The organism is Bradyrhizobium sp. sGM-13 (genome assembly GCF_018398875.1).
GTDB lineage: Bacteria > Pseudomonadota > Alphaproteobacteria > Rhizobiales > Xanthobacteraceae > Bradyrhizobium.
The window spans coordinates 47739-69195 of sequence record NZ_JAGWDK010000026.1 but is presented as its reverse complement, the minus strand read 5'-3'; the positions used below and the strand labels follow the sequence as shown (position 1 = coordinate 69195).

The 21457-nt window shown below is 62.5% G+C and carries 19 protein-coding genes, 1 tRNA gene and 1 pseudogene; 17 read left to right on the top strand and 4 right to left on the bottom strand.

Annotated features, from left to right (window positions below; translation table 11 throughout):
* Nucleotides 1-4 precede the first annotated feature (4 nt).
* Nucleotides 5-1498: a peroxidase gene (locus tag KJQ96_RS29800; RefSeq protein WP_213289928.1), complete on the top strand. Its 1494-nt coding sequence runs from the start codon at nucleotides 5-7 to the stop codon at nucleotides 1496-1498.
* On the opposite strand, the gene KJQ96_RS29795 is transcribed toward KJQ96_RS29800, so the two are convergent.
* The 3 genes from KJQ96_RS29795 to KJQ96_RS29785 all read right to left on the bottom strand — a co-directional run bounded on the left by KJQ96_RS29795 (nucleotide 1478) and on the right by KJQ96_RS29785 (nucleotide 6380).
* A complete protein-coding gene (locus KJQ96_RS29795) occupies nucleotides 1478-4465 on the bottom strand; it encodes an adenylate/guanylate cyclase domain-containing protein (protein WP_213289927.1) in 2988 nt (995 codons plus the stop codon). The genes KJQ96_RS29800 and KJQ96_RS29795 overlap by 21 nt on opposite strands.
* A 419-nt stretch (nucleotides 4466-4884) precedes the next feature.
* A tRNA-Ser gene (locus KJQ96_RS29790) sits at nucleotides 4885-4974 on the bottom strand.
* Nucleotides 4975-5279: 305 nt separating this feature from the next.
* Nucleotides 5280-6380: an ROK family protein gene (locus KJQ96_RS29785; protein ID WP_213289926.1), complete on the bottom strand. Its 1101-nt coding sequence runs from the start codon at nucleotides 6378-6380 to the stop codon at nucleotides 5280-5282.
* 396 nt (nucleotides 6381-6776) lie between these two features.
* On the opposite strand from KJQ96_RS29785, the gene rplU reads away from it, so the two are divergent.
* From rplU to KJQ96_RS29770, 3 genes are all read left to right on the top strand, one after another.
* Nucleotides 6777-7157, top strand: coding sequence for a 50S ribosomal protein L21 (gene rplU / locus KJQ96_RS29780; protein ID WP_028348533.1), 381 nt, complete (start codon nucleotides 6777-6779; stop codon nucleotides 7155-7157).
* A gap of 159 nt (nucleotides 7158-7316) precedes the next feature.
* Nucleotides 7317-7586: a 50S ribosomal protein L27 gene (rpmA, locus tag KJQ96_RS29775; protein ID WP_028348532.1), complete on the top strand. Its 270-nt coding sequence runs from the start codon at nucleotides 7317-7319 to the stop codon at nucleotides 7584-7586.
* Nucleotides 7587-7710: 124 nt separating this feature from the next.
* Nucleotides 7711-8313, top strand: a complete 603-nt coding sequence (locus tag KJQ96_RS29770) for a GNAT family N-acetyltransferase (protein ID WP_213289925.1) — start codon at nucleotides 7711-7713, stop codon at nucleotides 8311-8313.
* Between the two features lie 163 nt (nucleotides 8314-8476).
* On the opposite strand, the gene KJQ96_RS29765 is transcribed toward KJQ96_RS29770, so the two are convergent.
* Nucleotides 8477-9391: a DMT family transporter gene (locus tag KJQ96_RS29765; RefSeq protein ID WP_213289924.1), complete on the bottom strand. Its 915-nt coding sequence runs from the start codon at nucleotides 9389-9391 to the stop codon at nucleotides 8477-8479.
* A 214-nt stretch (nucleotides 9392-9605) separates the two neighbouring features.
* Here KJQ96_RS29765 and KJQ96_RS29760 point away from each other — a divergent pair, with 214 nt between their 5' ends.
* From KJQ96_RS29760 to KJQ96_RS29700, 13 genes and pseudogenes are all read left to right on the top strand, one after another.
* Complete coding sequence (locus tag KJQ96_RS29760; RefSeq protein WP_213289923.1) at nucleotides 9606-10085, top strand: MaoC family dehydratase; 480 nt, start codon at nucleotides 9606-9608, stop codon at nucleotides 10083-10085.
* A 91-nt stretch (nucleotides 10086-10176) separates the two neighbouring features.
* Nucleotides 10177-11229 carry a GTPase ObgE gene (obgE, locus tag KJQ96_RS29755; RefSeq protein WP_213289922.1) on the top strand — a complete coding sequence of 351 codons (1053 nt, stop codon included), beginning with the start codon at nucleotides 10177-10179 and terminating at the stop codon, nucleotides 11227-11229.
* Between the two features lie 90 nt (nucleotides 11230-11319).
* The gene (gene proB, locus KJQ96_RS29750; protein ID WP_213289921.1) at nucleotides 11320-12462 is read left to right on the top strand and encodes a glutamate 5-kinase; all 1143 of its coding nucleotides are present in this window, start codon (nucleotides 11320-11322) and stop codon (nucleotides 12460-12462) included.
* A gap of 129 nt (nucleotides 12463-12591) precedes the next feature.
* On the top strand, nucleotides 12592-13884 hold the full coding sequence (locus tag KJQ96_RS29745) for a glutamate-5-semialdehyde dehydrogenase (protein WP_213289920.1): 1293 nt from the start codon (nucleotides 12592-12594) through the stop codon (nucleotides 13882-13884).
* Nucleotides 13885-13915: 31 nt separating this feature from the next.
* Nucleotides 13916-14548 (top strand): nicotinate-nucleotide adenylyltransferase, encoded by a 633-nt coding sequence (locus KJQ96_RS29740; protein ID WP_213289919.1) that lies wholly within the window; start codon nucleotides 13916-13918, stop codon nucleotides 14546-14548.
* Nucleotides 14549-14779: 231 nt separating this feature from the next.
* Complete coding sequence (rsfS, locus tag KJQ96_RS29735; RefSeq protein WP_057842615.1) at nucleotides 14780-15133, top strand: ribosome silencing factor; 354 nt, start codon at nucleotides 14780-14782, stop codon at nucleotides 15131-15133.
* A 95-nt stretch (nucleotides 15134-15228) separates the two neighbouring features.
* Nucleotides 15229-15711 carry a 23S rRNA (pseudouridine(1915)-N(3))-methyltransferase RlmH gene (gene rlmH, locus KJQ96_RS29730; protein ID WP_213289918.1) on the top strand — a complete coding sequence of 161 codons (483 nt, stop codon included), beginning with the start codon at nucleotides 15229-15231 and terminating at the stop codon, nucleotides 15709-15711.
* A 100-nt stretch (nucleotides 15712-15811) separates the two neighbouring features.
* Nucleotides 15812-17134: a murein hydrolase activator EnvC gene (locus tag KJQ96_RS29725; protein ID WP_249734679.1), complete on the top strand. Its 1323-nt coding sequence runs from the start codon at nucleotides 15812-15814 to the stop codon at nucleotides 17132-17134.
* Nucleotides 17131-18486 carry a S41 family peptidase gene (locus tag KJQ96_RS29720; protein ID WP_213289916.1) on the top strand — a complete coding sequence of 452 codons (1356 nt, stop codon included), beginning with the start codon at nucleotides 17131-17133 and terminating at the stop codon, nucleotides 18484-18486. Before KJQ96_RS29725 ends, KJQ96_RS29720 begins: the two co-directional genes overlap by 4 nt.
* A 164-nt stretch (nucleotides 18487-18650) precedes the next feature.
* Nucleotides 18651-19862, top strand: coding sequence for a divergent polysaccharide deacetylase family protein (locus KJQ96_RS29715; RefSeq protein WP_213289915.1), 1212 nt, complete (start codon nucleotides 18651-18653; stop codon nucleotides 19860-19862).
* Nucleotides 19863-19958: 96 nt separating this feature from the next.
* On the top strand, nucleotides 19959-20462 hold the full coding sequence (locus KJQ96_RS29710) for an RNA pyrophosphohydrolase (protein ID WP_213289914.1): 504 nt from the start codon (nucleotides 19959-19961) through the stop codon (nucleotides 20460-20462).
* A 51-nt stretch (nucleotides 20463-20513) separates the two neighbouring features.
* Nucleotides 20514-21012 (top strand): annotated as a pseudogene (locus KJQ96_RS29705) (RNA pyrophosphohydrolase).
* Between the two features lie 158 nt (nucleotides 21013-21170).
* Complete coding sequence (locus KJQ96_RS29700) at nucleotides 21171-21401, top strand: hypothetical protein (protein ID WP_213289913.1); 231 nt, start codon at nucleotides 21171-21173, stop codon at nucleotides 21399-21401.
* The last annotated feature ends 56 nt before the right edge of the window (nucleotides 21402-21457 follow it).

Below are 21457 nucleotides of genomic sequence, written 5' to 3'. Positions count from 1 at the left end.
CGCCATGGCAAAAGTACAATGGGACGATGTTCAGGCAATTGTACTGCGCGGATACGGAGACCTGCCCCATTCGGCTTACCTGTTGTGGCGCTTCAACACTGAAAGCGGCCTCGCAAAGAGGCAGTGGCTCGCGACTTTGGCGGAACGACTGATGCGAGCGAGTGCTGGCGGCGATGATGAGCCAGGTGCAGCTCATGCAGGGCGGGGCACCACTCGTTCGGCGATCAACTTGGCGCTCACGGCCACGGGATTACAGCAATTGGGCGTAGGAGAACCGACTCTCAACAGCTTCTCACCCGAGTTTCTCGAAGGCATGGCGCCGCTACCAAGTGATGAGACAAGGGCTCCCAGGCGCTCAAGTATCTTGGGAGATATCGGAGAAAGCTCGCCTCAATACTGGGACTGGGGAGGTTGGCACGAGCAGCGCGAGATAGACGGCCTGCTGTTGCTATTTGCCACCGACGAGGATTCGCTTCGGGAGCTGGTCGAATCCGAGACACGAAAAATGGCGGGTGTCGCCCAACGGATTCCGCTCGATCTCAAAGGGCACTTCAACCCCGACTTCAAAGAGCACTTCGGCTTCAAGGACGGCATTTCGCAGCCTCTGATCGAGGGAGCTCCGCAACGAAAGCGGCCCAGACATCGCGACGAGAAGCAGGCCCGGATATCTCAAGTGAAGCCCGGCGAGTTCGTATTGGGTTATCCGAATGAGCGCAATGAACGCGTCGGTGATCGCGGAGCGATGAACGGCAATGCCCCACACGCCAAACGAGATATTCGGCTGAATGGCACCTATCTCGTTTTCCGCCAGCTGGAGCAGGATGTTGCCGCCTTCGATGATTTTGTGTCGAGATTGGCCGCATACCTGGGCAAGACCAAGGATTGGGTGGCGGCGCGCCTTATGGGCCGAGAACCTGACGGAAAGCCCTTAATCCAAGACGGCACCGATGCACCAGAGGACTGCGTACGAAACGATTTTCTGTACCACTATGAGGATCGGACCGGCTTGGCTTGCCCGATTGGCGCGCATGTGCGACGCGCCAATCCGCGCGATTCTCTCGGATCGGATCCAGATACAGCACTACGTCTTTCAAAGATGCATCGCATCATCAGACGCGGCCGACCGTATGGAAAGAGGTGGGATCCTTCGGGCCGTGCCGGGGACGGAGAAGACCGCAGGGGAATGCTGTTCATTGCGCTCAATGCCGACATCGCCGGGCAATTCGAGATGATCCAGCACACATGGATCAACAATCCACATTTTGGCGGTCTCTATACAGGAACGGACCCGATCAGCCACTTCGACGATGAGAGCCCGATCACGATCCAGCGGCGGCCGACGAACCTGCATATCAGACGTAAGGCGCCATTCGTCAAAGTGCGCGGCGGCGCCTATTTCTTCCTGCCCGGTATCCAAGCGCTACGCGACATGGCGGCGTCGGTGCCTGATGAAACGCTTCTGACAGCATCGAGCCGCTTATCGCACGTAGCGGCCTGACAATGCGGCGCTGCAGAGCGTTGCCAATGGCCGCATGCCGCACTTCTCTGCAAGTTCGAACGCTCGCTGCAGGTGCGGCTCTGCTTCGCTTCGATCGGGACCGCCCGACAAGCTCTCAATGTCGCCCATAAGCTTTAAGGCATAAGCCTGTTGCGGCGGTTCTCCGCGCTCTTCCGCAAGTGCCAGCGCCCGTTTCGCGGCGGCGTAGGCCTCGGCGTGCCGGCCGGCCGCCAGAAAGGCCCTGCCTTGCGCGACGAAGAGATAGCGCCAGCCGAAAGCATGCTCGGCCAAGGGGACGTCGAGCCGTTCCGGCACTGAAAGGATCTCGATGGCAGCGTCGACATCGCCGCCCGCCAGATATGCCTCGCCCATGCGGGCAGCGAAGATCGGATACATCTGAACGATTTCGAGGTCGAGGCACGTCTGCCAGCATTCCTGCAACAGCGACAGCGCTTCCGAGTGTCGGCCTTGTGCAGTCCTCAACCGCGCCAGAACATGGGAGATATTGGCAAGAGAATAGAAGTGATCGACTTCCCGGGCGCGATTGATGGCCTGCTGCGCCATCGCTTCGGCGCGATCCATTTCGCCCAGCTCAATCAGCGAATCGGTCAGAAACGTGCGCAGCACCACGCTCGGATAGGCGGCCCAGCCGGCACGCTTGCTGTCCAGCTCCGGGGACTCGAAAGCAAAGCATCCTTCGTGGATTTTGATCGACTCCTCGAATGCACCAGTTTCGTGATGGACAATACCGACCATGAAGAGCGATGCAAAAATGAACGCCGGATCGCCTATCTGGCGCGCGATGGCGCTCGCCTCTTCGGCAACCGTCATTGCGACACCGTGATCGCCAAGTCTCCAGAGCGCGAGGGCAAGCTGACAGTTTACCGCAGTGGTCCGGAACGGATCGTTAGAAGCATCCGCAAGGCTGCGCGCTTCGCGCATCACGTCCGCAATGCGCCGGTGTTTACCGAGCGGCTCGAGCGCAATCACGACGGTGAGTCGAAAATCGATCTCAGCTTTTGTTTTGGCCGGCGAGGCGGGCCAATGCGAAAGCGTCTCCAGGCCGCGCTGGAAAATTCCGATGGCGTCCTGATTGGCGCCCCGCCGCACCGCCCGCCGACAGCTACGCAGCTGGTAGGGAACGGCCTTCTCCCAGAGTTCAGCCAAAAACGCATGCTCGGCGAGCCGATCGATATGTTCGTCGATCCGGTCCGCAAAGCGGGATTCGATCGTTTCGACCGCCTTGGCGTGGAGCGATCGGCGGAGCCCGAGCAGCATCGTGCCGTACGCGACCTCGCGCGTAAGATCGTGCTTGAAGGAATATTCCGGTGCGACGTCCCTGACCTTGCGCAATAAATCCGCGGCCTCGAGCGTTCGAAGATCGTCAGCCAGCTCGGTGGATGGAACTCCGAGCATGCCAGAGAGCAGCGCGATGGAGATGTCAGGTCCTATGACGGCGGAGGTCTGGATGAGCGTCTTCAGTGAGGCATCCAGCAGATCAATGCGCGCCGCCAGCACGGAGTGAATCGTCTGCGGAATCTCGACTGGTCCGGCGGGTTTGCTGAGACGATACTTGCCGGGTTGGCCCTCGAGGTTCCCCGTCTCTGCGAGACCTTGAACCAGTTCCTCCAAGAACAGGGGATTGCCCTGCGCCCGCGCTTGGATACGTTTTTTGAGCGACAGGAGGGTTACGTCGGCGCCCATGAGCCGATCGAGCAACTCGTCCGATGCCGTTTCATCGAGTGGCAAGAGATCGAGTCGGATCAGGCCGCGATCCGTCCAACAGCCCTCCGGCCGTTGTGTGACGATCAGAAAGATCCGCGCACCGCGGAGGGAGCTCACGAGATTGTGCAGGATGAGCTTTGTCTCGGCATCCATCCAGTGAACGTCTTCGATCAAAATAACCAGCGGGGCGCGTCGCTCTCGGGAGAGGATCAAAGCCTTGACTGCCTCGATGGTCTCCCGGCGTTTCTCGTACGGCTCTAGATTCTTCCACTCCTGATCGTCGGTACTCAGGTCGAGTAATGCGAAAAAACAGGGGAGAAACGCCGAGAGGTTCGGATCCAGCAGGCCGATCTCCTCTCCGACTCGCCTGGCAGCTGTCTCCGGACCGTCGTCATGGGCGATGCCGAACACGGCTCGAATAAGATTGCTGATCGGGTAGTAGCTGGACCTGGTTCGCTGCGGCGCGCAAGCAGCCTCGAATACCGTCCAGCGATCAGGAAGATCTCTAATGAAATCGTGGATCAGGCGCGACTTTCCAAGTCCGGCAGCGCCAACCGCGGTCAACGCCTGACCGTTTCTGTCTGCTACACTTTCCAGCGTGTTCCTGAGGCTGCGCAGCTCGGCTTGCCGACCAACCAAGACGCTCTGCCGCCCTTGCGATGACCGCGCCAGCCAGCGCGTTGTCGCGAGCATTGCCTTGAGTTCGAACGTCTCGACAAACTCCGCGATGCCCTTGGCGGCAACGCTCCCGCGTGAAACAGCCGATATGAAACCCTTTGCGAGCCTGTGTGTCGCGGCGGTGAGCAGGATCGTGCCCGGGGTGGCAAGCTCTTCCATCCTGGCTGCCAGATGGACGGTCTTGCCCACCGCGTCGTAGTTCATTGCCAGATCGTTGCCGATCGAGTGAATGACGACCTCGCCGGAATTCATCCCGACTCGAAGGGCGATGTCATGGGCACCTTTTCGATTTTGTTGGTCGATACGGGCCTGCATCGCCAAGGCTGCGCGGCACGCCTGAACGGCATGATCCTCGCTTGCAATCGGTGCCCCGAAGAGGGCCATGACACCATCACCGCGAACCTGATTTACGAATCCATCGTGCTGATGGATTGCGTCCATCAGCAGCTGAAGCACGGGGCCAAGGATCTCGAGCGCCTCCTCCGGATCGAGTCTGTCGATCAGGGCCGTCGAACCGCGAATGTCTGCAAACAGAACGGTGACCTGCTTGCGCTCGCCCAGCATTGCGCTTCCCGAACGCAATATCCGTTCGACCAGCCCGGCCGGCACCTTTGATTGCAGGAAAGATAAGGCGCTGTAATCGGATAGGGTTGACAGGGCTCGGGGTCGCCCGCATCCGCCGCAAAAGTGCGCAGCCGGCTGGACCTCGAAACCGCAATGGGCGCATCGACGCGCAGCTTCACTGGGTGGATTGGGCCGCTTGGTCTCCACGGCAGCCCCCTTTCAGACCTGCCTGGAGTATTTACTGTCGTTATATCGATGGCAAGACAGGTCCTCTTCATCCCGCCCTTGGACCGAGACCGGCGGATGTTCCAAAGGACTTATCGGGATCAGCGATTCACTGCTTTGATGTCGCGGCTTGTTGACCCGCCGGCGCGATTGCTGCATGCCCCGCGGGGGATCAGGCCGGACACCTTCGCCGATGGCGGAGAGGGAGGGATTCGAACCCCCGATAGGCTTGCACCTATGCCGCATTTCGAGTGCGGTGCATTCAACCACTCTGCCACCTCTCCAGGCGCCAAGACGGGCCGGATCGGCCCTGCGGTCGGGCCGTGTTCTAGGCGAGGAAGCCGGGGCAGACAAGGCGCGCGGCGGAGAAATTCGCCAAAAGCGGCCCCGGCGGCTGTTGGAAAAGAGGTGGGACCGCCAGACGCGACAAAAAACTGGCGGTCCCGTGCCGCTGCTTTGAAATCCTGGCCGGGAAGTGCGGCTTCGCCGGTCAGCCGGAGCGACGAAATGACGGTAGCAACCGCGGCGGAAACGGCAACGTGAACCCGGTTTTAACCTAACCAGTCAACCTTACCGCCCGCGGGATGCGTCAATCTCGCCCCTTCTTCGCCTTCTTCTCGTCCTTGCCGTTGTCCTTCCGCCGGTTGGTGAAGCGCGCATTGCCGAGCCCGGTGCCGATGGTCAACACGCCCCAGTGCTCGACGTCCTGCATGAAGGGAACCTCGGAAAGGCCCTGCACCACGCCGTCATTGTGCATCACCACCGCAGTGTCGTGATCGCCGATCTGCGGGATCGCCTCCACCAGGCTTGCCGGCAGGTTGAACGCGCTGCTTTCCCAATTGCCGGGCAGGTTCTGCGCACCCTTTTCGATTGAGCCATCCTCGTCGATCACGCCGGGACAGGCGATCCCGATAAAGGGCGCAAGCTTGAGGCCGTCGGCCTCCGCGGCCGTGATCAGGTCCTTCAGCATCTTGACCAGCCGCTTCACCGCGCCTTCGCGCGTCGGCTCGTCGTCAGCGTGGCGCCACACCTCAGACATCCACACCTCCGCCTTGGAGAGATCGGGCGCCTTCTTCCAGCGGCTCTCCACGACACCGCAGCGGATGTTGGTGCCGCCGATATCGACGCCGAGAATGCTGTCATGGCCCTCGAAGATCCATGATGGCGCCAGATGCAGCGTGCCGATCAGGCCGGCATCGTCGGGGTGAAAGCGGATCGGCACCACATTGATCTCAAGCCCCTCCGCCTTGAGGATGATGTCGGTGCGGGCGATCGCGAGCTCGCCGACCCGGCTCTGCCTGAAGCCCCCGCCCACCACGATGCGCTCGGTATCAGCCCACGCCTTGGTCTTGAGGAACCGCCGCGTCACATAGGCCAGTTCCTGGGCGAATTCCTCAATCGCGCTATGCACCAGCGCGGCGGCGCCGACATCGGCGCCGACCAGCGCCTCGTCGAGATCGTTCTTGGGAATCTCGCCGGCGGACTTCTTGCCCAAGGGATCGTCGCCGTTCTTCCTGAGCGGCTTGCGCAAGCTGTCCAGGATCTTGCGGAAGGCTCGCTTGCTGGCGCGGTCGCCGAGAAAGCCCTCATCGTCCTTCAACTCAATGTTGAAGCTGTCGACCTCGACCGACGGCAGGCGGGTGGCCCCGTGGCGGGCAATCCCCGTGATCGTTATGGTGTCTTCTGCCATGTGCCGAGCCCCTGCCGGATCTACGCTGGCGACAACGGGCGGGGAACCCATTGGTTTCATTGAAGGGCGAGTAGCCAATGGCGAATGGGCGAACGGACCGCGATAAATATGCTTCCCTACTCGCCATTCGCAACTCGCGATTCGAGCTTTTAGGCCCAAACCCCTCATTTTTGGCCGGTTTTCGGACCCTTTTGCCTTGACTCACGGCATTCTGCGGCTATAAGTCCCCGCATCCGGCGCGGGATTTCTCGCGCCGCTTGTTTTTGCGCGAAATCTTACCGGGTTGCTCCCCGGCCGCGCGAAAATTGTACCCATAACGACTGACCAAAAAGCCGACCCGGACAGCCCTTTCGGGAATACGTCCGAGGCCGGGATCGAACACGAAGGAAAAAAACGATGTTCGCAGTCATCAAAACCGGCGGCCGGCAGTACCGCGTCGTTCCGGATGATGTGCTCGAGATAGGCAAGATCGCCGGCGAAGTCGGCACGATCGTGCAGCTTGGTGAAGTTCTGGTGGTCGGCGGTGACACGCCGGTGCTGGGCGCGCCGACGGTGGCAGGCGCTTCCGTTGCGGCCGAAGTGCTGGACCACAAGCGCGGCCCCAAGGTGATCGCATTCAAGAAGCGTCGCCGCAAGAATTCGCGCCGCAAGCGCGGCTATCGCGACGAGATCACGGTGCTTCGCGTCACCGAGATCCTGACCGACAACGCCAAACCTTCGATCGGCCCGCGGCCGAAGAGGGAAAAGGTCGCCGCACCGGCTGCCAAGGACGACTAGGCGCCGAAGGCCGTCAAGGAGTAGCGGCCAAGAAGGCCGCCGCGAACGGCTAGAGCGACCGGAAGTAATGCGCCTCGACGAAAGTTGAGGCGTGAGAAAAAGTGAAATGATTCCGTCAAGGAATTGATCTAGAAATATTCGAGAGATCGGAGACGGGCCATGGCTCACAAAAAAGCAGGCGGTTCATCGCGAAACGGACGCGATTCAGCGGGCAAGCGCCTTGGCATCAAGGCGTATGGCGGCGAACACGTGATTCCCGGCAACATTATCGCGCGTCAACGCGGCACCACCTGGCATCCCGGCCTTAATGTCGGCATGGGCACCGACCATACTCTCTTTGCCAAAGTCGAAGGTCATGTCGAATTCCGTGCAAAAGCCAATGGCCGCACCTTCGTATCGGTAGTTCCGATGACGGAGGCGGCCGAATAGACGGTGGACAAAATTCGAGTCTGCCGGATCCTGTTGAACCGGCGGAGTCGAAATGGGCTCCAGGGGAGGCGGGAAACCGGCCTCCCCTTTTTAATTTGCGCATATTCGCAATCAGGAGCCCGACATGTTGCAGGACATCCCGATCCAGACCCCGACGCTGCGTCAGACGAGTAGCTGCGTCCTCGAGACCGAACGGCTGACACTGCGCCGGCCGACGCTCGCGGACGTAAAAGCGATTGCGCATCTCGCCAATGATCGCCGCATTGCGGAAAACACCCGCCGCCTGCCGCATCCCTACCTGCAGGACCATGCGGTCGAGTTCGTGCGGGCGAATGCCACCGATAACAACGAGACGGTGTTTCTCATCGAACACAACTATTCGCCGATCGGCATGGTCGGCATCGACCGCACTGGCCCGGATGCACCGGAACTCGGCTACTGGCTCGGCGTCGAGCATTGGGGTCAGGGTTTCGGCACCGAAGCCGCACGCGCCGTGATCGATTTTTTCTTCGAGGAGTTCGATGCCGAACACCTGATTTCGGGCGCCCGCGTCGCCAACCCGGCGTCGCGAAATATCCTGGAGAAATGCGGCTTCCAGTGGAGCGGCGTCGAGTTGCACCGCTTCGAAGCGCTGGGATGCTCGACCCCGGTCGACCGCTTCCGCCTGACACGCAGCGTGTGGGCATCGCTGAAGAACTGGGGAAGTTCGACGAGAAGAGAGCGGTAATTCGCCGCCTCCACACAATCCGATGTCGTCCCTGCGAACGCAGGGACCCACAACCACAGGACCACGTTGTTGGACCGAGCTGTAGCTCCTGCTGCTTCAACAACTAACAATGGTGGTTATGGGTCCCGGGTCGCGCTTCGCTTGCCCGGGACGACGGAATCGCTCACGCCGGCGGATTGACCACCGCTTCTTCACGCCCGAGCTTCTGTTCTCGCAGGAAGATATAAATGCCCGCGCCGATGATGATGGCTGCACCGATGATGGTCGACATCGACGGCACGTCACCCCACACGACGAAGCCGAAGATTACCGCCCACACGATCATCGAATATTGATACGGCACCACGACGCTGGCCGGCGCAAGTTTCAGCGACCGGTTGATGCACAAGAGTGCAACGACGGAAACCACGCCGGCCGCGGCAAACAGGCCGAGGCTGCCGGCGCTCGGCGTCACCCAGCCGATCGGCGACATCAGCGCGCCGAGCAGAAATGTGCCGCCGAACTGCGTGGTCGTCAGCACGATATCCGGCGTGTCCCGCAGCGACCGCGTGATCAACATCAGCAACGCAAACGACAGGCTGCCGCCGAGTGCGATCATCGCCGGCCAGCTTACTGTTTGCGTGGAGGGGCGCAGCGCAATCAGGACGCCGCAGAATCCGACCAGGATCGCGGTCCAGCGCCGCCAGCCGACCCGCTCGCCGAGCACGATGCCGGAAAGCGCGGTGACGAAAATCGGCGAGGCCAGATAATAGGTGATGACGTCGGCGAGCGGCAGATAGACGGTGGCGAGAAAGAACGCAGCGACTTCGAGCGTCGAGAGCGTCACGCGCAATAGCTGCAGCCACGGCCGCTCGAGGCGCGAGAACTCGGCGCGCTGCTTCCAGATCACCGGCAACAGCACCAGCAGCGCCGCGCAGGCGCGCAGCCACAGCAACTGCCCCACCGAATAGGTCGCCACCATGAATTTCCCAAGCGCATCGCCGAACGAGAACATGAAGATTGACAGCAGCATCAATCCGATGCCGGCCAGGCGTGCGGAGCGCTCGTCATAGGTCGAGATTTTGCCGAACAGGCTCATGACGTTTCCTGCTTGTTGCTCTTCGTCATGGCCAGCGCGTCCGGCCATCCACTTTTTTGTGCTAGCCACGTTGTCGAGACGCGGATGCCCGGGGACATTTAGCGCGAAGATGCGCTTCGCGCTATTGCCCGGGTATGACCAATTGAGATGGATCGATTGCCGCAGCCACAGCGCTGCGATACCGGTATCGCTCCAAAAACGGCAGGAAACCGAGATGACCGCGTTCGACCCCGCCCAGCATCGCATGGTGAGCGAACAGCGCTGGTTCGAGGATTTTGTGCTCGGCGAACGCTTCGTCATTCCGAGCCGGACCCAGACCTCGGCGGTGTTCGCCGCGTTCCAGACCGCGAGCGGCGATACCCATCCGATCCATTATGATGTCGAATATTGCCGCGCCCGCGGCATGCCGGACCTGCTCGCGCATGGTTTCCAAACCCTGGTCCACACCGCGCCGGGTGCAGGCCTGTTTCCCTATCTCGTGGAGGAATCGCTGGTCGGCTTCCTCGAGCAATCGAGCAAGTTCCTGAAACCGGTCTATGCCGGCGACACACTCTATCCCGCGCTGGAAGTGACCGAGCTCACGCCCGGCCGCACCACCGGCGTCGTGACGCTGCGCTCGACCGTGTTCAACCAGCGCAAGGAGCTCGTGCTGGAGGGAACGCAAAAATTTTTGATTCGCCGGCGGCCGGCCTGAGCCCGAAAAGGCCGAAAATTAAGGCTTTTCGCCAATGTCGCTGGCCTTGAGGGTTGCCGCACGGGCCCCCCTGCCCTAACTAGTACAAATCATGAAATTCCTTGACGAGGCAAAGGTCTATATCCGCTCCGGTGACGGCGGCAACGGCTGCGTGGCGTTCCGCCGCGAGAAGTTCATCGAGTTCGGTGGGCCCTCCGGCGGCAATGGCGGTCGCGGCGGCGACGTCATCGTCGAGGTCGTCGATGGGCTCAATACGCTGATCGACTATCGTTACCAGCAGCACTTCAAGGCGCAGAAAGGCACCAATGGCATGGGCAAGGACCGCCATGGCGCCAACGGCAAACCGATCGTTCTCAAGGTGCCCGTCGGCACGCAGATATTCGACGAGGACCGCGAGACGCTGATCCACGACTTCAGCGAACTCGGCGAAAAATTCGTGCTTGCCGAGGGCGGCAATGGCGGTTTTGGCAACGCGCATTTCAAATCCTCCACCAACCGCGCGCCACGCAATGCCAATCCCGGGCAGGAAGGCGAGGAGCGCTGGATCTGGCTGCGGCTGAAGCTGATCGCGGATGCCGGCCTCGTCGGCCTGCCTAATGCCGGCAAGTCGACCTTCCTTTCCGTCGTCAGCGCGGCCAAGCCGAAGATCGCCGACTATCCCTTCACCACGCTGCATCCGCAGCTCGGCGTCGTGAACGCGCAGGGCCGCGAATTCGTGCTCGCTGACATTCCCGGCCTGATCGAAGGCGCGCATGAAGGCGCCGGCCTCGGCGATCGGTTTTTGGGCCATGTCGAGCGCTGCCGCGTGCTGCTGCATTTGATCGATGCAACCTGCGAACACGCCGGAAAGGCGTACAAGACGGTGCGCACCGAGCTCGAAGCCTATGAGGGGCATCTCGCCGAGAAGGTCGAGATCGTCGCGCTCAACAAGATCGATGCGGTCGCGCCGGATGAATTGAAGAAGCAGAAAGACCGGCTGAAACGCGCGGCGAAGAAGACGCCGCTGTTGCTCTCCGCCGCCACCGGGGAAGGCATGCCGGAAACGCTCAAAGCGCTGGTCGAAGTCATCGGCGAGGCGCCGGTTTCCCTCAAGGCCAAGGGCGGTCAGGCCCCGTGGGCGCCGGTCCCGCCGCCGCAGGGCTGATACAAAGTTAGCCTTCCCGCGGCCGCGCCACTTCCAAATCAGGGGGGTGGCGCGTATTGCTTCCGATCATCCGCATCATCCGACCGCATCATGAAACGTCCCGCGCTCAAAAACTTCCGCCGCATCGTCGTCAAGGTCGGCTCCTCGCTGCTGATCGACTCCAATGCTGGCGAAGTCCGTTCGGCATGGCTGTCGGCGCTGGCCGCCGATATCGCTAAGCTGCATGGCGAGGGCCGCGATGTTCTCGTCGTCTCGTCAGGCTCGATCGCGCTCGGCCGCAGCCGGTTGAAACTGCCGCGTGGCCCGCTGAAGCTGGAAGAAAGCCAGGGCGCCGCCGCCGTCGGGCAGATCGCGCTGGCGCGGATATGGTCGGAAGTGCTCGGCGCTCATGGCATCGGCGCCGGGCAGATCCTGGTAACGCTGCAGGACACCGAGGAGCGCCGCCGTTATCTGAACGCACGCTCGACCATCGCCAAGCTCCTGGAGTGGCGCGCAGTACCCGTGATCAACGAGAACGACACGGTCGCCACCAACGAGATCCGCTACGGCGACAATGATCGTCTTGCCGCGCGCGTTGCCACCATGACGAGCGCCGATCTGCTGATTCTATTGTCCGATATCGACGGGCTCTATGACGCGCCGCCCGGCGCCAATCCCAACGCAAAGCTGATTCCGATCGTCGAGTCCGTCACCTCGGAGATCGAGGGCATGGCGGGCGCCGCCGAATCCGAACTGTCGCGCGGCGGCATGTTCACCAAAATCGAGGCGGCGAAAATCGCGACGACATCAGGTACGCATATGCTGATCGCCTCGGGCAAGATCGAGCATCCGTTGCAGGCAATATCAGACGGCGGCCGCTGCACCTGGTTCCTGACGTCAGCCAATCCCATCACCGCGCGCAAACGCTGGATCGCGGGCTCGCTGGAGCCGAAGGGCACGCTGACCATCGACGCCGGCGCGGTCACAGCGCTCCGCGCGGGAAAAAGCCTGTTGCCGGCCGGCGTAATCCGGATCGACGGCCAGTTCGCCCGCGGCGATGCGGTGGTAGTGCGCGGCCCCGATACCCACGAGATCGGCCGCGGCCTGGTCGCCTACGACGCCGAGGATGCGGAGAAGATCAAGGGCCGTTCTTCACCGGATGTGATGGCCATCCTTGGCATCAGCGGTCGCGCGGAGATGATCCACCGCGATGATCTGGTGGTGGGGCCAGCCGGAGCCATTCCGGCCAAATAGGCACGCAGCTAGGCCATTGGCCGAGCTCACGTTTAGCGGTACCGCCAGCCAGCCATGCCGGTTCCGGACCTCGCAAGAACGGGATTTTCGTGCTAGGCCATGGCCTTAACTCTGACCTTGGGACCTCCGATGACTGCCCCTCTCAAGGCTATCGACGGTAACGCCGATCTGCCTGCTTTGATGACCGACCTCGCCTCCCATGCGCGCGACGCCGCGCGGATGCTGGCGCTGGCGCCGCCGGAGCAGAAGGACCGGGCGCTGCAGGCGATCGAGCGGGCGATCCGCGCCAATGCGGCAAAGATCCTCGCGGCCAACGCCGAGGACGTCGCGGAAGTCAGCGCCGCAGGCGCGACCTCGGCCTTCATCGACCGCCTGACGCTGACACCGGCGCGCATCGACGCGATGTCCGATGGCGTTGCAACCGTGCGCGGCATCCCCGATCCGGTCGGCGCCGTCACCGAAAGCTGGCAGCGGCCAAACGGCATGACCATCGAGCGCGTGCGCGTGCCGCTCGGCGTGATCGGCGTGATCTTCGAGAGCCGTCCCAATGTTGCCGCCGACGCCGGCGTGCTGTGCCTGAAGTCCGGCAATGCGGTGATCCTGCGCGGCGGCTCCGACAGCTTCCGCTCCTGCCGGGCGATCCACGAAGCCCTGGTGCAGGGCCTGCGCGAAGCCGGCTTGCCGGAAGCCGCGATAACGCTGGTGCCGACGCGCGATCGCGCGGCGGTTGGGCTGATGCTGTCAGGCCTGAACGGCGGCATCGACGTCATCGTGCCGCGCGGCGGCAAGAGCCTAGTGGCGCGGGTTGAAGCGGAAGCGCGCGTGCCGGTGTTTGCGCATCTCGAAGGCGTCAACCACGTCTATGTCGACCGTACCGCCAATCTCGATATGGCCAAGTCGATCGTGTTGAACGCCAAGATGCGACGGACCGGCGTCTGCGGCGCCGCCGAGACGCTGCTGGTCGATCGCGCGGGCGCCGCCGCCAATCTGAAGCCGCTGATCGAGATGCTGATCGAATCCGGCTGCGAGGTCCGCGGCGACGACGCCGTGCAGAAGGTCGACGCGCGGGTGAAGCCGGCATCCGACGATGACTGGGATACCGAGTATCTCGATGCCATCATCGCCGCGCGTGTCGTCGACGGCGTTGACGGGGCAATCACGCATATCCGGAATCACGGCTCGCGCCACACCGATGCGATCGTGGCCGAGGATGCCAATGCGGCCGAGAAATTCCTCAGGGAGGTCGATTCGGCGATCGTGCTGCACAATGCTTCGACACAGTTCGCCGACGGCGGCGAGTTCGGCTTCGGCGCGGAGATCGGGATTGCCACCGGCAAATTCCACGCCCGCGGGCCGGTCGGAGCCGAGCAACTGACCAGCTTCAAATACCGCGTTCGCGGCAGCGGGCAGACGCGGCCGTGAACACAGCCCCGCGCACGCGGTGATCCGATTGATGCAATTGCAATCCGCCGCGCAAGCCATCCCCTTCCATACCAACGGCATGCGCATAGGCCTGCTCGGCGGCTCATTCAATCCGCCGCACGCGGCGCATCGCGCCATCAGCCTGTTTGCGCTGAAGCGCTTGAAGCTCGATCGCGTTTGGTGGCTGCTGACACCCGGCAATCCGCTCAAGGATACCGGCCGGCTGCATGGCCTTGGCGAACGGGCGCGCGCCGCGCGCGACGTCGCCGACGATCCGCGCATCGATATCAGTTGTCTCGAAGCTGTCATCGGCACCAGGTACACTGTCGACACGATCATTCATTTGCGCCGCCGCGTTTCCGGCGTGCGCTTCGTCTGGATCATGGGCGCCGACAATCTCGCGCAGTTCCATCGCTGGAAGGATTGGCGGCGCATCGCTGCCGAGGTGCCGCTCGCCGTCATCGATCGTCCGCCGCAGAGTTTCCGGGCGCTCGCCGCGCCATCTGCCCAGGCGCTGGCCCGGTATAGGTTGCCCGAGAATCAGGCGGCCCGGCTGGCCGACCAGCAGGCGCCGGCCTGGATTTTCCTCACAGGCATGAAACTGAACCTGTCGTCGACGGGCCTGCGGAACTCCGATGGGAGCTGGAAGGCAAAAAAGAAGTGACAGTTAGGTCTGAACCGGCGGGTGGGGTCACTGGAATATTGAAACCATTAACCCCACATGCCTAATATGGTCCGCGGACGTCGGGATTCGGCGTTCGCGATACAGTGAAAGGAATGGTCCCTGGCCACATCTGTATTGTCCAAGTCCAAGTCTGTTTTACCCAAGCCAACTAGCAAGACTTCTGGCAAATCCGCCAAGAACACGGGTAAAACATCGACACAAGCTGCGGCCTTGAAGGCGCAACCCGACGCCGACAAGACGCTGAATATGATCCTCTCCCGCCTCGACGATATGAAGGCGGAAGAAACGATCACCATCGACCTTCGCGGCAAATCCGCCTTTTCCGACTACATGATCGTCACGTCAGGCCGGGCCAACCGGCATGTCGGCGCGATCGCGGAAAACGTCACGAAAGCTCTGAAGGAAACCGGCATCAAGAACATCCATGTCGAGGGCTTGCCCAATTGCGACTGGGTGCTGATCGATTCCGGCGATGTGGTCGTGCACGTGTTCAGACCCGAGGTGCGCGAATTCTACAATCTTGAAAGGTTGTGGACGCAAAACCCGGCGGCGGCAGCGATCTGAAACCTCGGCCGATGCGAATCGGCTAAGGCGCATGTAGTTTGCCAGCGCGCGCGAAAAGCGCGCGTGCCGGAAAGTGCACGCCAGAAACAGCATTCATGCGCCTCGTCGTGGTTTCAATAGGCCGGCTGAAGCAAGGCCCGGAGCAGGAGCTGGCCGAACGCTACCGCGAGCGCTTCGAGGACATCGGCCGCAAGCTCGGTTTTCGCGGGCTTTCGATCCATGAAATTCCCGAAAGCCGCGCACGCGACACCGCGACCCGGATATCGGAGGAGGCCGCCGCGATTTCGGCGGCGATACCGGAGAAATCCATGCTGGTGGCGCTGGACGAGCACGGCAAGAACATCGATAGCGCGACCTTCGCCCGGCAGCTCGGCAATTGGCGGGATGAAGGGATCGCCAACACAATTTTCGCCATCGGCGGCGCCGACGGACTTTCGCCCGATTTGCAGCGCAAGGCTAAATTACGCATTGCGTTCGGCTCGGCGACCTGGCCGCATCAAATGGTTCGCGTCATGCTTCTTGAACAGATTTATCGGGCCGCCACCATTCTGGCCGGCCACCCCTACCACCGCGCGTAAGGCACGGTGACGTGAATACAGAGAACGCTGAATAGGCCGGATGCATTCAACGCAGCACATTCATTCATACCCTGACACCGGCCATCGCGGGGCACCGCTGATGTCAGCCGTCTCGCTTCCCCTGATCCTGCTGTCCGCAAGCTTTGCGGTGACGTCGCTTTTGCCGGCGGCGGCGCAACCCGCCGCAACCGCGCAGCAAGCAACTGCCGTTTCGCCCGATGTCATCAAGCAGCGCGAGCAGGAACTGGAAGCCGCGCGCGAGGAGCAACGCAAGGCGGCCGAACTGCAACAGAAGCTAAAGGCCGACATCGCCGCGATCGGGCAGGACCGCTCCAAGCTCAACCAGCAACTGATCGACATCGCTACCCAGGTGCGCAGCATCGAAACTCGCATCGGCGAGACCGAGGGGCGGCTGCGCCCGCTGGACGCGCGCGAGCAGCAGGCCCGCGCCTCGCTCGATTCACGCCGCGCTGAAATCATCGAGGTGCTGGCGGCCTTGCAGCGCGCCGGCCGGCGCACGCCGCCGGCGCTGCTGGTCCGGCCTGAGGACGCACTGCAGTCGCTGCGCACAGCCATGCTGCTCGGCGCGGTCGTCCCCGAACTGCGCGGCCGCGCGGAGAAGCTTGCCGCCGATCTCGGCGAGCTCGTGACCCTGCGCAAGAACATCGCCACCGAGCGCGACATACTTGCGCGGGACCGCGACAAGCTGAAGGACGATTCCATCCGACTGGCGGCGCTGGTGGAAGAACGGCAGCGCAAGCAGAGCGCGATCGAAAAGGACATGGAGGCCGAAGGCGCACGCGCCATCAGCCTGTCCAGGCAGGTCGACAGCCTGCAGGGTCTGATCGGGAAAATGGAACAGGATCTGAAGAGCGCCGCCAAGGCGGCCGCGACCGCCAGCCTGCAGGGCGCCCCGGCTGCCCCGGGCGGCAAGCCCAATCTGGGAGCATTGAAAGATCCCGCCCGGCTGAGTCCGGCGATCGCATTCGCTTCTGCGAAGGGACTATTCGCCTTTCCGGTCAATGGGCGCAAGATTCGCAATTTTGGCGGTTCCGACGGCGCGGGTGGCGTGGAAAAAGGCATTTCTTTGGCGACGCGCGCCGGTGCTCAGGTCACAACACCGTGTGACGGCTGGGTTGTTTACGCCGGACCCTTCCGCAGCTACGGACAACTCTTGATCCTCAATGCCGGGGGCGGGTATCATGTCCTGATCGCCGGGATGGAGCGCATTTCGGTAAACATCGGCCAGTTTGTACTTACGGGAGAGCCGGTCGCGACCATGGGAACAACGTCCCAAGTCGCATCCATCCTCGCGACGACCGCGAGCCAGCCGGTGCTCTACGTCGAGTTCCGCAAGGACGGCACTCCAATCGACTCAGGCCCATGGTGGGCCGCAAGTGAAGGCGAAAAGGTTCGCGGATGATGCGCAAGACTTCTGTAATTCTTCTCAGCGCCGCCACCGGTGCGGCTTTGACGCTCTTCGTCACGCAGCCTCGTTCCGTGCTGATGGGATCGAGTGCGCGTGCTGCGACGTCGGACACCTACCGCCAGCTCAATCTGTTCGGCGACGTGTTCGAGCGCGTGCGTAGCGACTATGTCGAGAAGCCCGACGACTCCAAGCTGGTCGAATCGGCGATCTCGGGAATGCTGACCGGCCTCGATCCGCATTCCAGCTATATGGACGCCAAGAGCTTCCGTGACATGCAGGTACAGACCCGCGGTGAGTTCGGCGGGCTCGGCATCGAGGTCACGATGGAAGACGGGCTGATCAAGGTCGTCTCGCCGATCGACGACACGCCGGCGTCGAAGGCCGGCATCATGGCCAACGATATCATCACCAATCTCGACGACGAAGCCGTGCAGGGTCTCACCCTCAATCAGGCGGTTGAGAAGATGCGCGGACCGGTCAATACCAAGATCCGTCTCAAGATCATCCGCAAGGGCCAGGAAAATCCGATCGAAGTGACGCTGGTGCGCGACAACATCCGCGTCCGCTCCGTCCGCGCGCGCATCGAGCAGGACGACATCGCCTATATCCGCGTCACCACCTTCAACGAGCAGACTACTGAAGGCCTGAAGCGCGAGATCGGCAACCTCTCGAACCAGATCGGCGACAAGCTGAAGGGCTACATCATCGACCTCAGAAATAATCCCGGCGGCTTGCTGGAAGAAGCGGTCACCGTTTCCGACACCTTCCTCGAGCGCGGCGAGATCGTCTCGACTCGCGGCCGCAATGCCGAGGAGACCCAGCGCCGCGCCGCCCATTCGGGCGACCTCACCAAGGGCAAGCCGATCATCGTGCTGATCAACGGCGGCTCGGCTTCGGCTTCCGAAATCGTCGCCGGCGCGCTGCAGGACCACAAGCGCGCGACGCTTGTCGGCACGCGCTCATTCGGCAAGGGCTCGGTACAGACCATCATCCCGCTCGGCAGCGGCAACGGCGCGCTGCGCCTCACCACCGCGCGCTACTTCACGCCGTCGGGCAAGTCGATCCAGGCCAAGGGCATCGTGCCCGATATCGAGGTGCTGCAGGACGTGCCGGACGAATTGAAGGCGCGCACCGACACCAAGGGCGAGGCCTCGCTACGCGGCCATCTGAAGACCGATGGCGACGAGAAGACCGGCTCGCAGTCCTACGTGCCGCCGGACGCCAAGGACGACAAGGCGCTGAAGACCGCCGCCGACCTGCTGCACGGCATCAAGTCGACGGCAAGCAGCGCACCGGCGCCCGGCGACAAGGCGGCAGTCGACAAGCCAGCCAAGGCGGCGAACTGATCATAGCCCCGTAAATTTCCGTGAAGAAAAGGCGGCCTCCGGGCCGCCTTTTTTTGTTGCGGTTCCGGCCCGTCCGCTGGCCCGGCGAGGCGCTTTTGCGCGCGGCCGAGCGCTCGAACCCGACTCCTCGTGGTATCGTCGGCGAGGTTGATTCGGGGAGGTCTATGACGGAAACGGCCGACGAACTGAGCACGCCGCTTGGACAGAAGACGGAGCGCCAGAAGCGGCGGTTTCGGCTGCCGTTCACCGCGGTGCAGGCGCTGGCCATGCTGCTCGGCCTGTTCCTGGTCGCCTTCCTGACCATCGCTCTGTTTACCGACAATCCGTTGGGTGGCGAGCCCGTCGCCCACGTCGCATTGCGCGGGCCTGCGGGAGACGACAAGCAGCCGGTGGCTTCCGGCCACGCCGAACAGGCCGCAAAAAGTCCGCTACAGCAGGCCCCGGCCGGCGACAATAAGGGTGATAATAGGACCGTCACCATCATCGATGGCTCCAGCGGCAAGCGCCAGGACGTCGTGATCGGCAGCGATGCCGCCGACAAGTCCGGCTCGGACCCCGCGCCGGCAACCGCGATGGCCGGCATCGATCAGCGGCTCCTCGAAAAGTCGCGCTACGGCATGATCCCGGCGGTTGCCGACGGTCTGAAACCCTTCACTGTCTACGCGGCCGACGCCGACCGCACCAAGGCCGCGAAGATGCCGGTGGTCGCCATCGTCATCGGTGGCCTCGGCGTCGGCGCTGCCAAGACGACCGATGCCATCATGAAACTGCCGCCGGCCGTGACCCTGGCGTTTACGCCTTATGGGGCGGATCCCGCCAAGTTGGCCGAACGGGCCCGCGCGCAGCGCCACGAGATCCTGCTGCAGGTTCCAATGGAGCCGTTCGATTATCCTGATAACGACCCCGGCCCGCAGACCTTGCTCACGACGCTGACGTCAGAGCAGAACATCGACCGGCTGTACTGGCACCTCAGCCGGTTCCAGGGCTATGCCGGGATCGCCAATTTCATGGGGGCGCGTTTCACGGCCACCGACACAGTGATGCAGCCGATCATCCGGGAGGCAGCCAAGCGCGGCCTCGGCTATCTCGATGACGGCTCCTCGCCGCGGAGCGCCGCGCCGTCCCTGACGGCAGCCCAATCGATGCCCTTCGCCAAGGCCGATTTCACCATCGATGCCGTGCCGACCTCGGCCGAAATCGACCGAACTCTGGTGAAGCTGGAAACGCTCGCCAAGGAGCGCGGACTGGCTGTGGGCGTCGCCTCGGCGCTACCGGTTTCGATCGAGCGGATTGCCGCCTGGATCAAGACTCTTGAGGCCCGCGGCATCATGCTCGTGCCATTGACAACGGCGATGCTGAAATCAAAATCGGGCTAGAGATCAACCTGATGGCAGCAATCCGGGCTCCCTCGGATTGCGCCGCCCCGGCAGGTTTGCGGGTGACTTGCTGCAGCTATAGGAGTCCTGACGGAAATGGCGCGCTACGAGGACCTGCCCTACCGGACCTGCGTCGGCATGATGCTGATCAATGCAGCCGGGCTGGTTTTCATTGGCCGGCGCGCTGGCGGCATTGAACATGTCGACGAATCCCACGTCTGGCAGATGCCGCAGGGCGGGGTAGATCCCGGCGAGGATACTTGGGAGGCCGCCAAGCGCGAGCTTTACGAGGAAACCAGCGTACGCTCGGTGGAGAAGCTTGGCGAAGTCCCGGATTGGCTGATCTACGACATCCCACGCACGGTGGCCGGCCGCGCCTGGAAGGGCCGCTATCGCGGGCAACGGCAGAAATGGTACGCGGTGCGTTTCACCGGCAAGGATAACGAGATCAACGTCGCGAGCCCCGGCGGCGGCCACAAGGCCGAATTCGTTAGCTGGCGCTGGGAGCCGATGAAGAATCTGCCGAACCTGATCGTTCCGTTCAAACGGCCGGTCTATGAGCGCGTGGTCAAGGAATTCGCCAGCCTAGCGGGCAGTTAGCCACTTTCTTTGTGACGCGTCTATGTGACGCGAACCGGCACTTATCAGGACATGTCCGACAAACCCTATCGCCCCAACGTGGGGATCGCGTTGTTCAACACCTCGGGTCAGGTGCTGATCGGCCGCCGCTTCCGTGATGACGGGCCGGAAATCATCTTGCCGGGTCTAGAATGGCAGATGCCGCAGGGCGGCATCGACGCCGACGAGAACCCACGCGATGCCGTCATGCGCGAACTCTGGGAAGAGACCGGGGCGGTCAGCGCCGAATACCTCGGCGAGACCCGATTGGATGAATTACGAATTTCCGCCGTATGATGGGCCGGTCGACCATCGCTTGGCGAAATTCCGCGGCCAGCGACAGAAATGGTTCGCATTGCGGTTCACCGGCCGCGACGACGAGATCGACCCGCTGACGCAGCGCAACGGCCAGCCGGCCGAATTCGATTCCTGGCGCTGGGAACGGCTCGACCGTGTCGCGGACCTCGTGGTGCCGTTCCGGCGCGACGTGTACCGGATGGTGGTGCAGCAGTTCGCGGAATTCGCCCGCTAGATTCAATCGAACCGAAAGGCTCTAGACTGCGTCTAACCACATGGTGGAGGCGAGGCGCTTGACAGTGGTTTGTCGCTGAATATTTTTTTGCACAAAGCGGATTCTCCGCCGTAACCCCACTCAGAGGAACGATAGAGCGACCGTCAAGGATGACGAAGATGATCGACGAAAAACTGGCCCGTTTGCGTACGCATCGCAACAATATCGACCGTTATCGCCGGCTTCTTAGAACCAGGCTGACAGAGCTTGAACAACAGTACATCGAAAAGCGGCTCTCCGAAGAACAGTCGGCTCTGGAAAGACTCGCTGCCTCTACATTTCCGCTCACTTTCCAGGCCCCGGAACAGCATTCTCACAGACCGGAGCCGCCGATCTCGTCGGCGGCCTGAGATGTCCGTTGCGGCGCGCCGCTCGTCGAGCAACCCGACCAGGGCCGGGAATATTC

Bases quoted from the DNA above. Each gene is read 5' to 3' on its own strand.
- KJQ96_RS29800 (WP_213289928.1), top strand. From the start codon at position 5: ATGGCAAAAGTACAATGGGACGATGTTCAGGCAATTGTACTGCGCGGA.
- KJQ96_RS29795 (WP_213289927.1), bottom strand. From the start codon at position 4,465: ATGCTGGGCGAGCGCAAGCAGGTCACCGTTCTGTTTGCAGACATTCGC.
- KJQ96_RS29785 (WP_213289926.1), bottom strand. From the start codon at position 6,380: ATGGCAGAAGACACCATAACGATCACGGGGATTGCCCGCCACGGGGCC.
- rplU (WP_028348533.1), top strand. From the start codon at position 6,777: ATGTTCGCAGTCATCAAAACCGGCGGCCGGCAGTACCGCGTCGTTCCG.
- rpmA (WP_028348532.1), top strand. From the start codon at position 7,317: ATGGCTCACAAAAAAGCAGGCGGTTCATCGCGAAACGGACGCGATTCA.
- KJQ96_RS29770 (WP_213289925.1), top strand. From the start codon at position 7,711: ATGTTGCAGGACATCCCGATCCAGACCCCGACGCTGCGTCAGACGAGT.
- KJQ96_RS29765 (WP_213289924.1), bottom strand. From the start codon at position 9,391: ATGAGCCTGTTCGGCAAAATCTCGACCTATGACGAGCGCTCCGCACGC.
- KJQ96_RS29760 (WP_213289923.1), top strand. From the start codon at position 9,606: ATGACCGCGTTCGACCCCGCCCAGCATCGCATGGTGAGCGAACAGCGC.
- obgE (WP_213289922.1), top strand. From the start codon at position 10,177: ATGAAATTCCTTGACGAGGCAAAGGTCTATATCCGCTCCGGTGACGGC.
- proB (WP_213289921.1), top strand. From the start codon at position 11,320: ATGAAACGTCCCGCGCTCAAAAACTTCCGCCGCATCGTCGTCAAGGTC.
- KJQ96_RS29745 (WP_213289920.1), top strand. From the start codon at position 12,592: ATGACTGCCCCTCTCAAGGCTATCGACGGTAACGCCGATCTGCCTGCT.
- KJQ96_RS29740 (WP_213289919.1), top strand. From the start codon at position 13,916: ATGCAATTGCAATCCGCCGCGCAAGCCATCCCCTTCCATACCAACGGC.
- rlmH (WP_213289918.1), top strand. From the start codon at position 15,229: ATGCGCCTCGTCGTGGTTTCAATAGGCCGGCTGAAGCAAGGCCCGGAG.
- KJQ96_RS29725 (WP_249734679.1), top strand. From the start codon at position 15,812: ATGTCAGCCGTCTCGCTTCCCCTGATCCTGCTGTCCGCAAGCTTTGCG.
- KJQ96_RS29720 (WP_213289916.1), top strand. From the start codon at position 17,131: ATGATGCGCAAGACTTCTGTAATTCTTCTCAGCGCCGCCACCGGTGCG.
- KJQ96_RS29715 (WP_213289915.1), top strand. From the start codon at position 18,651: ATGACGGAAACGGCCGACGAACTGAGCACGCCGCTTGGACAGAAGACG.
- KJQ96_RS29710 (WP_213289914.1), top strand. From the start codon at position 19,959: ATGGCGCGCTACGAGGACCTGCCCTACCGGACCTGCGTCGGCATGATG.
- KJQ96_RS29700 (WP_213289913.1), top strand. From the start codon at position 21,171: ATGATCGACGAAAAACTGGCCCGTTTGCGTACGCATCGCAACAATATC.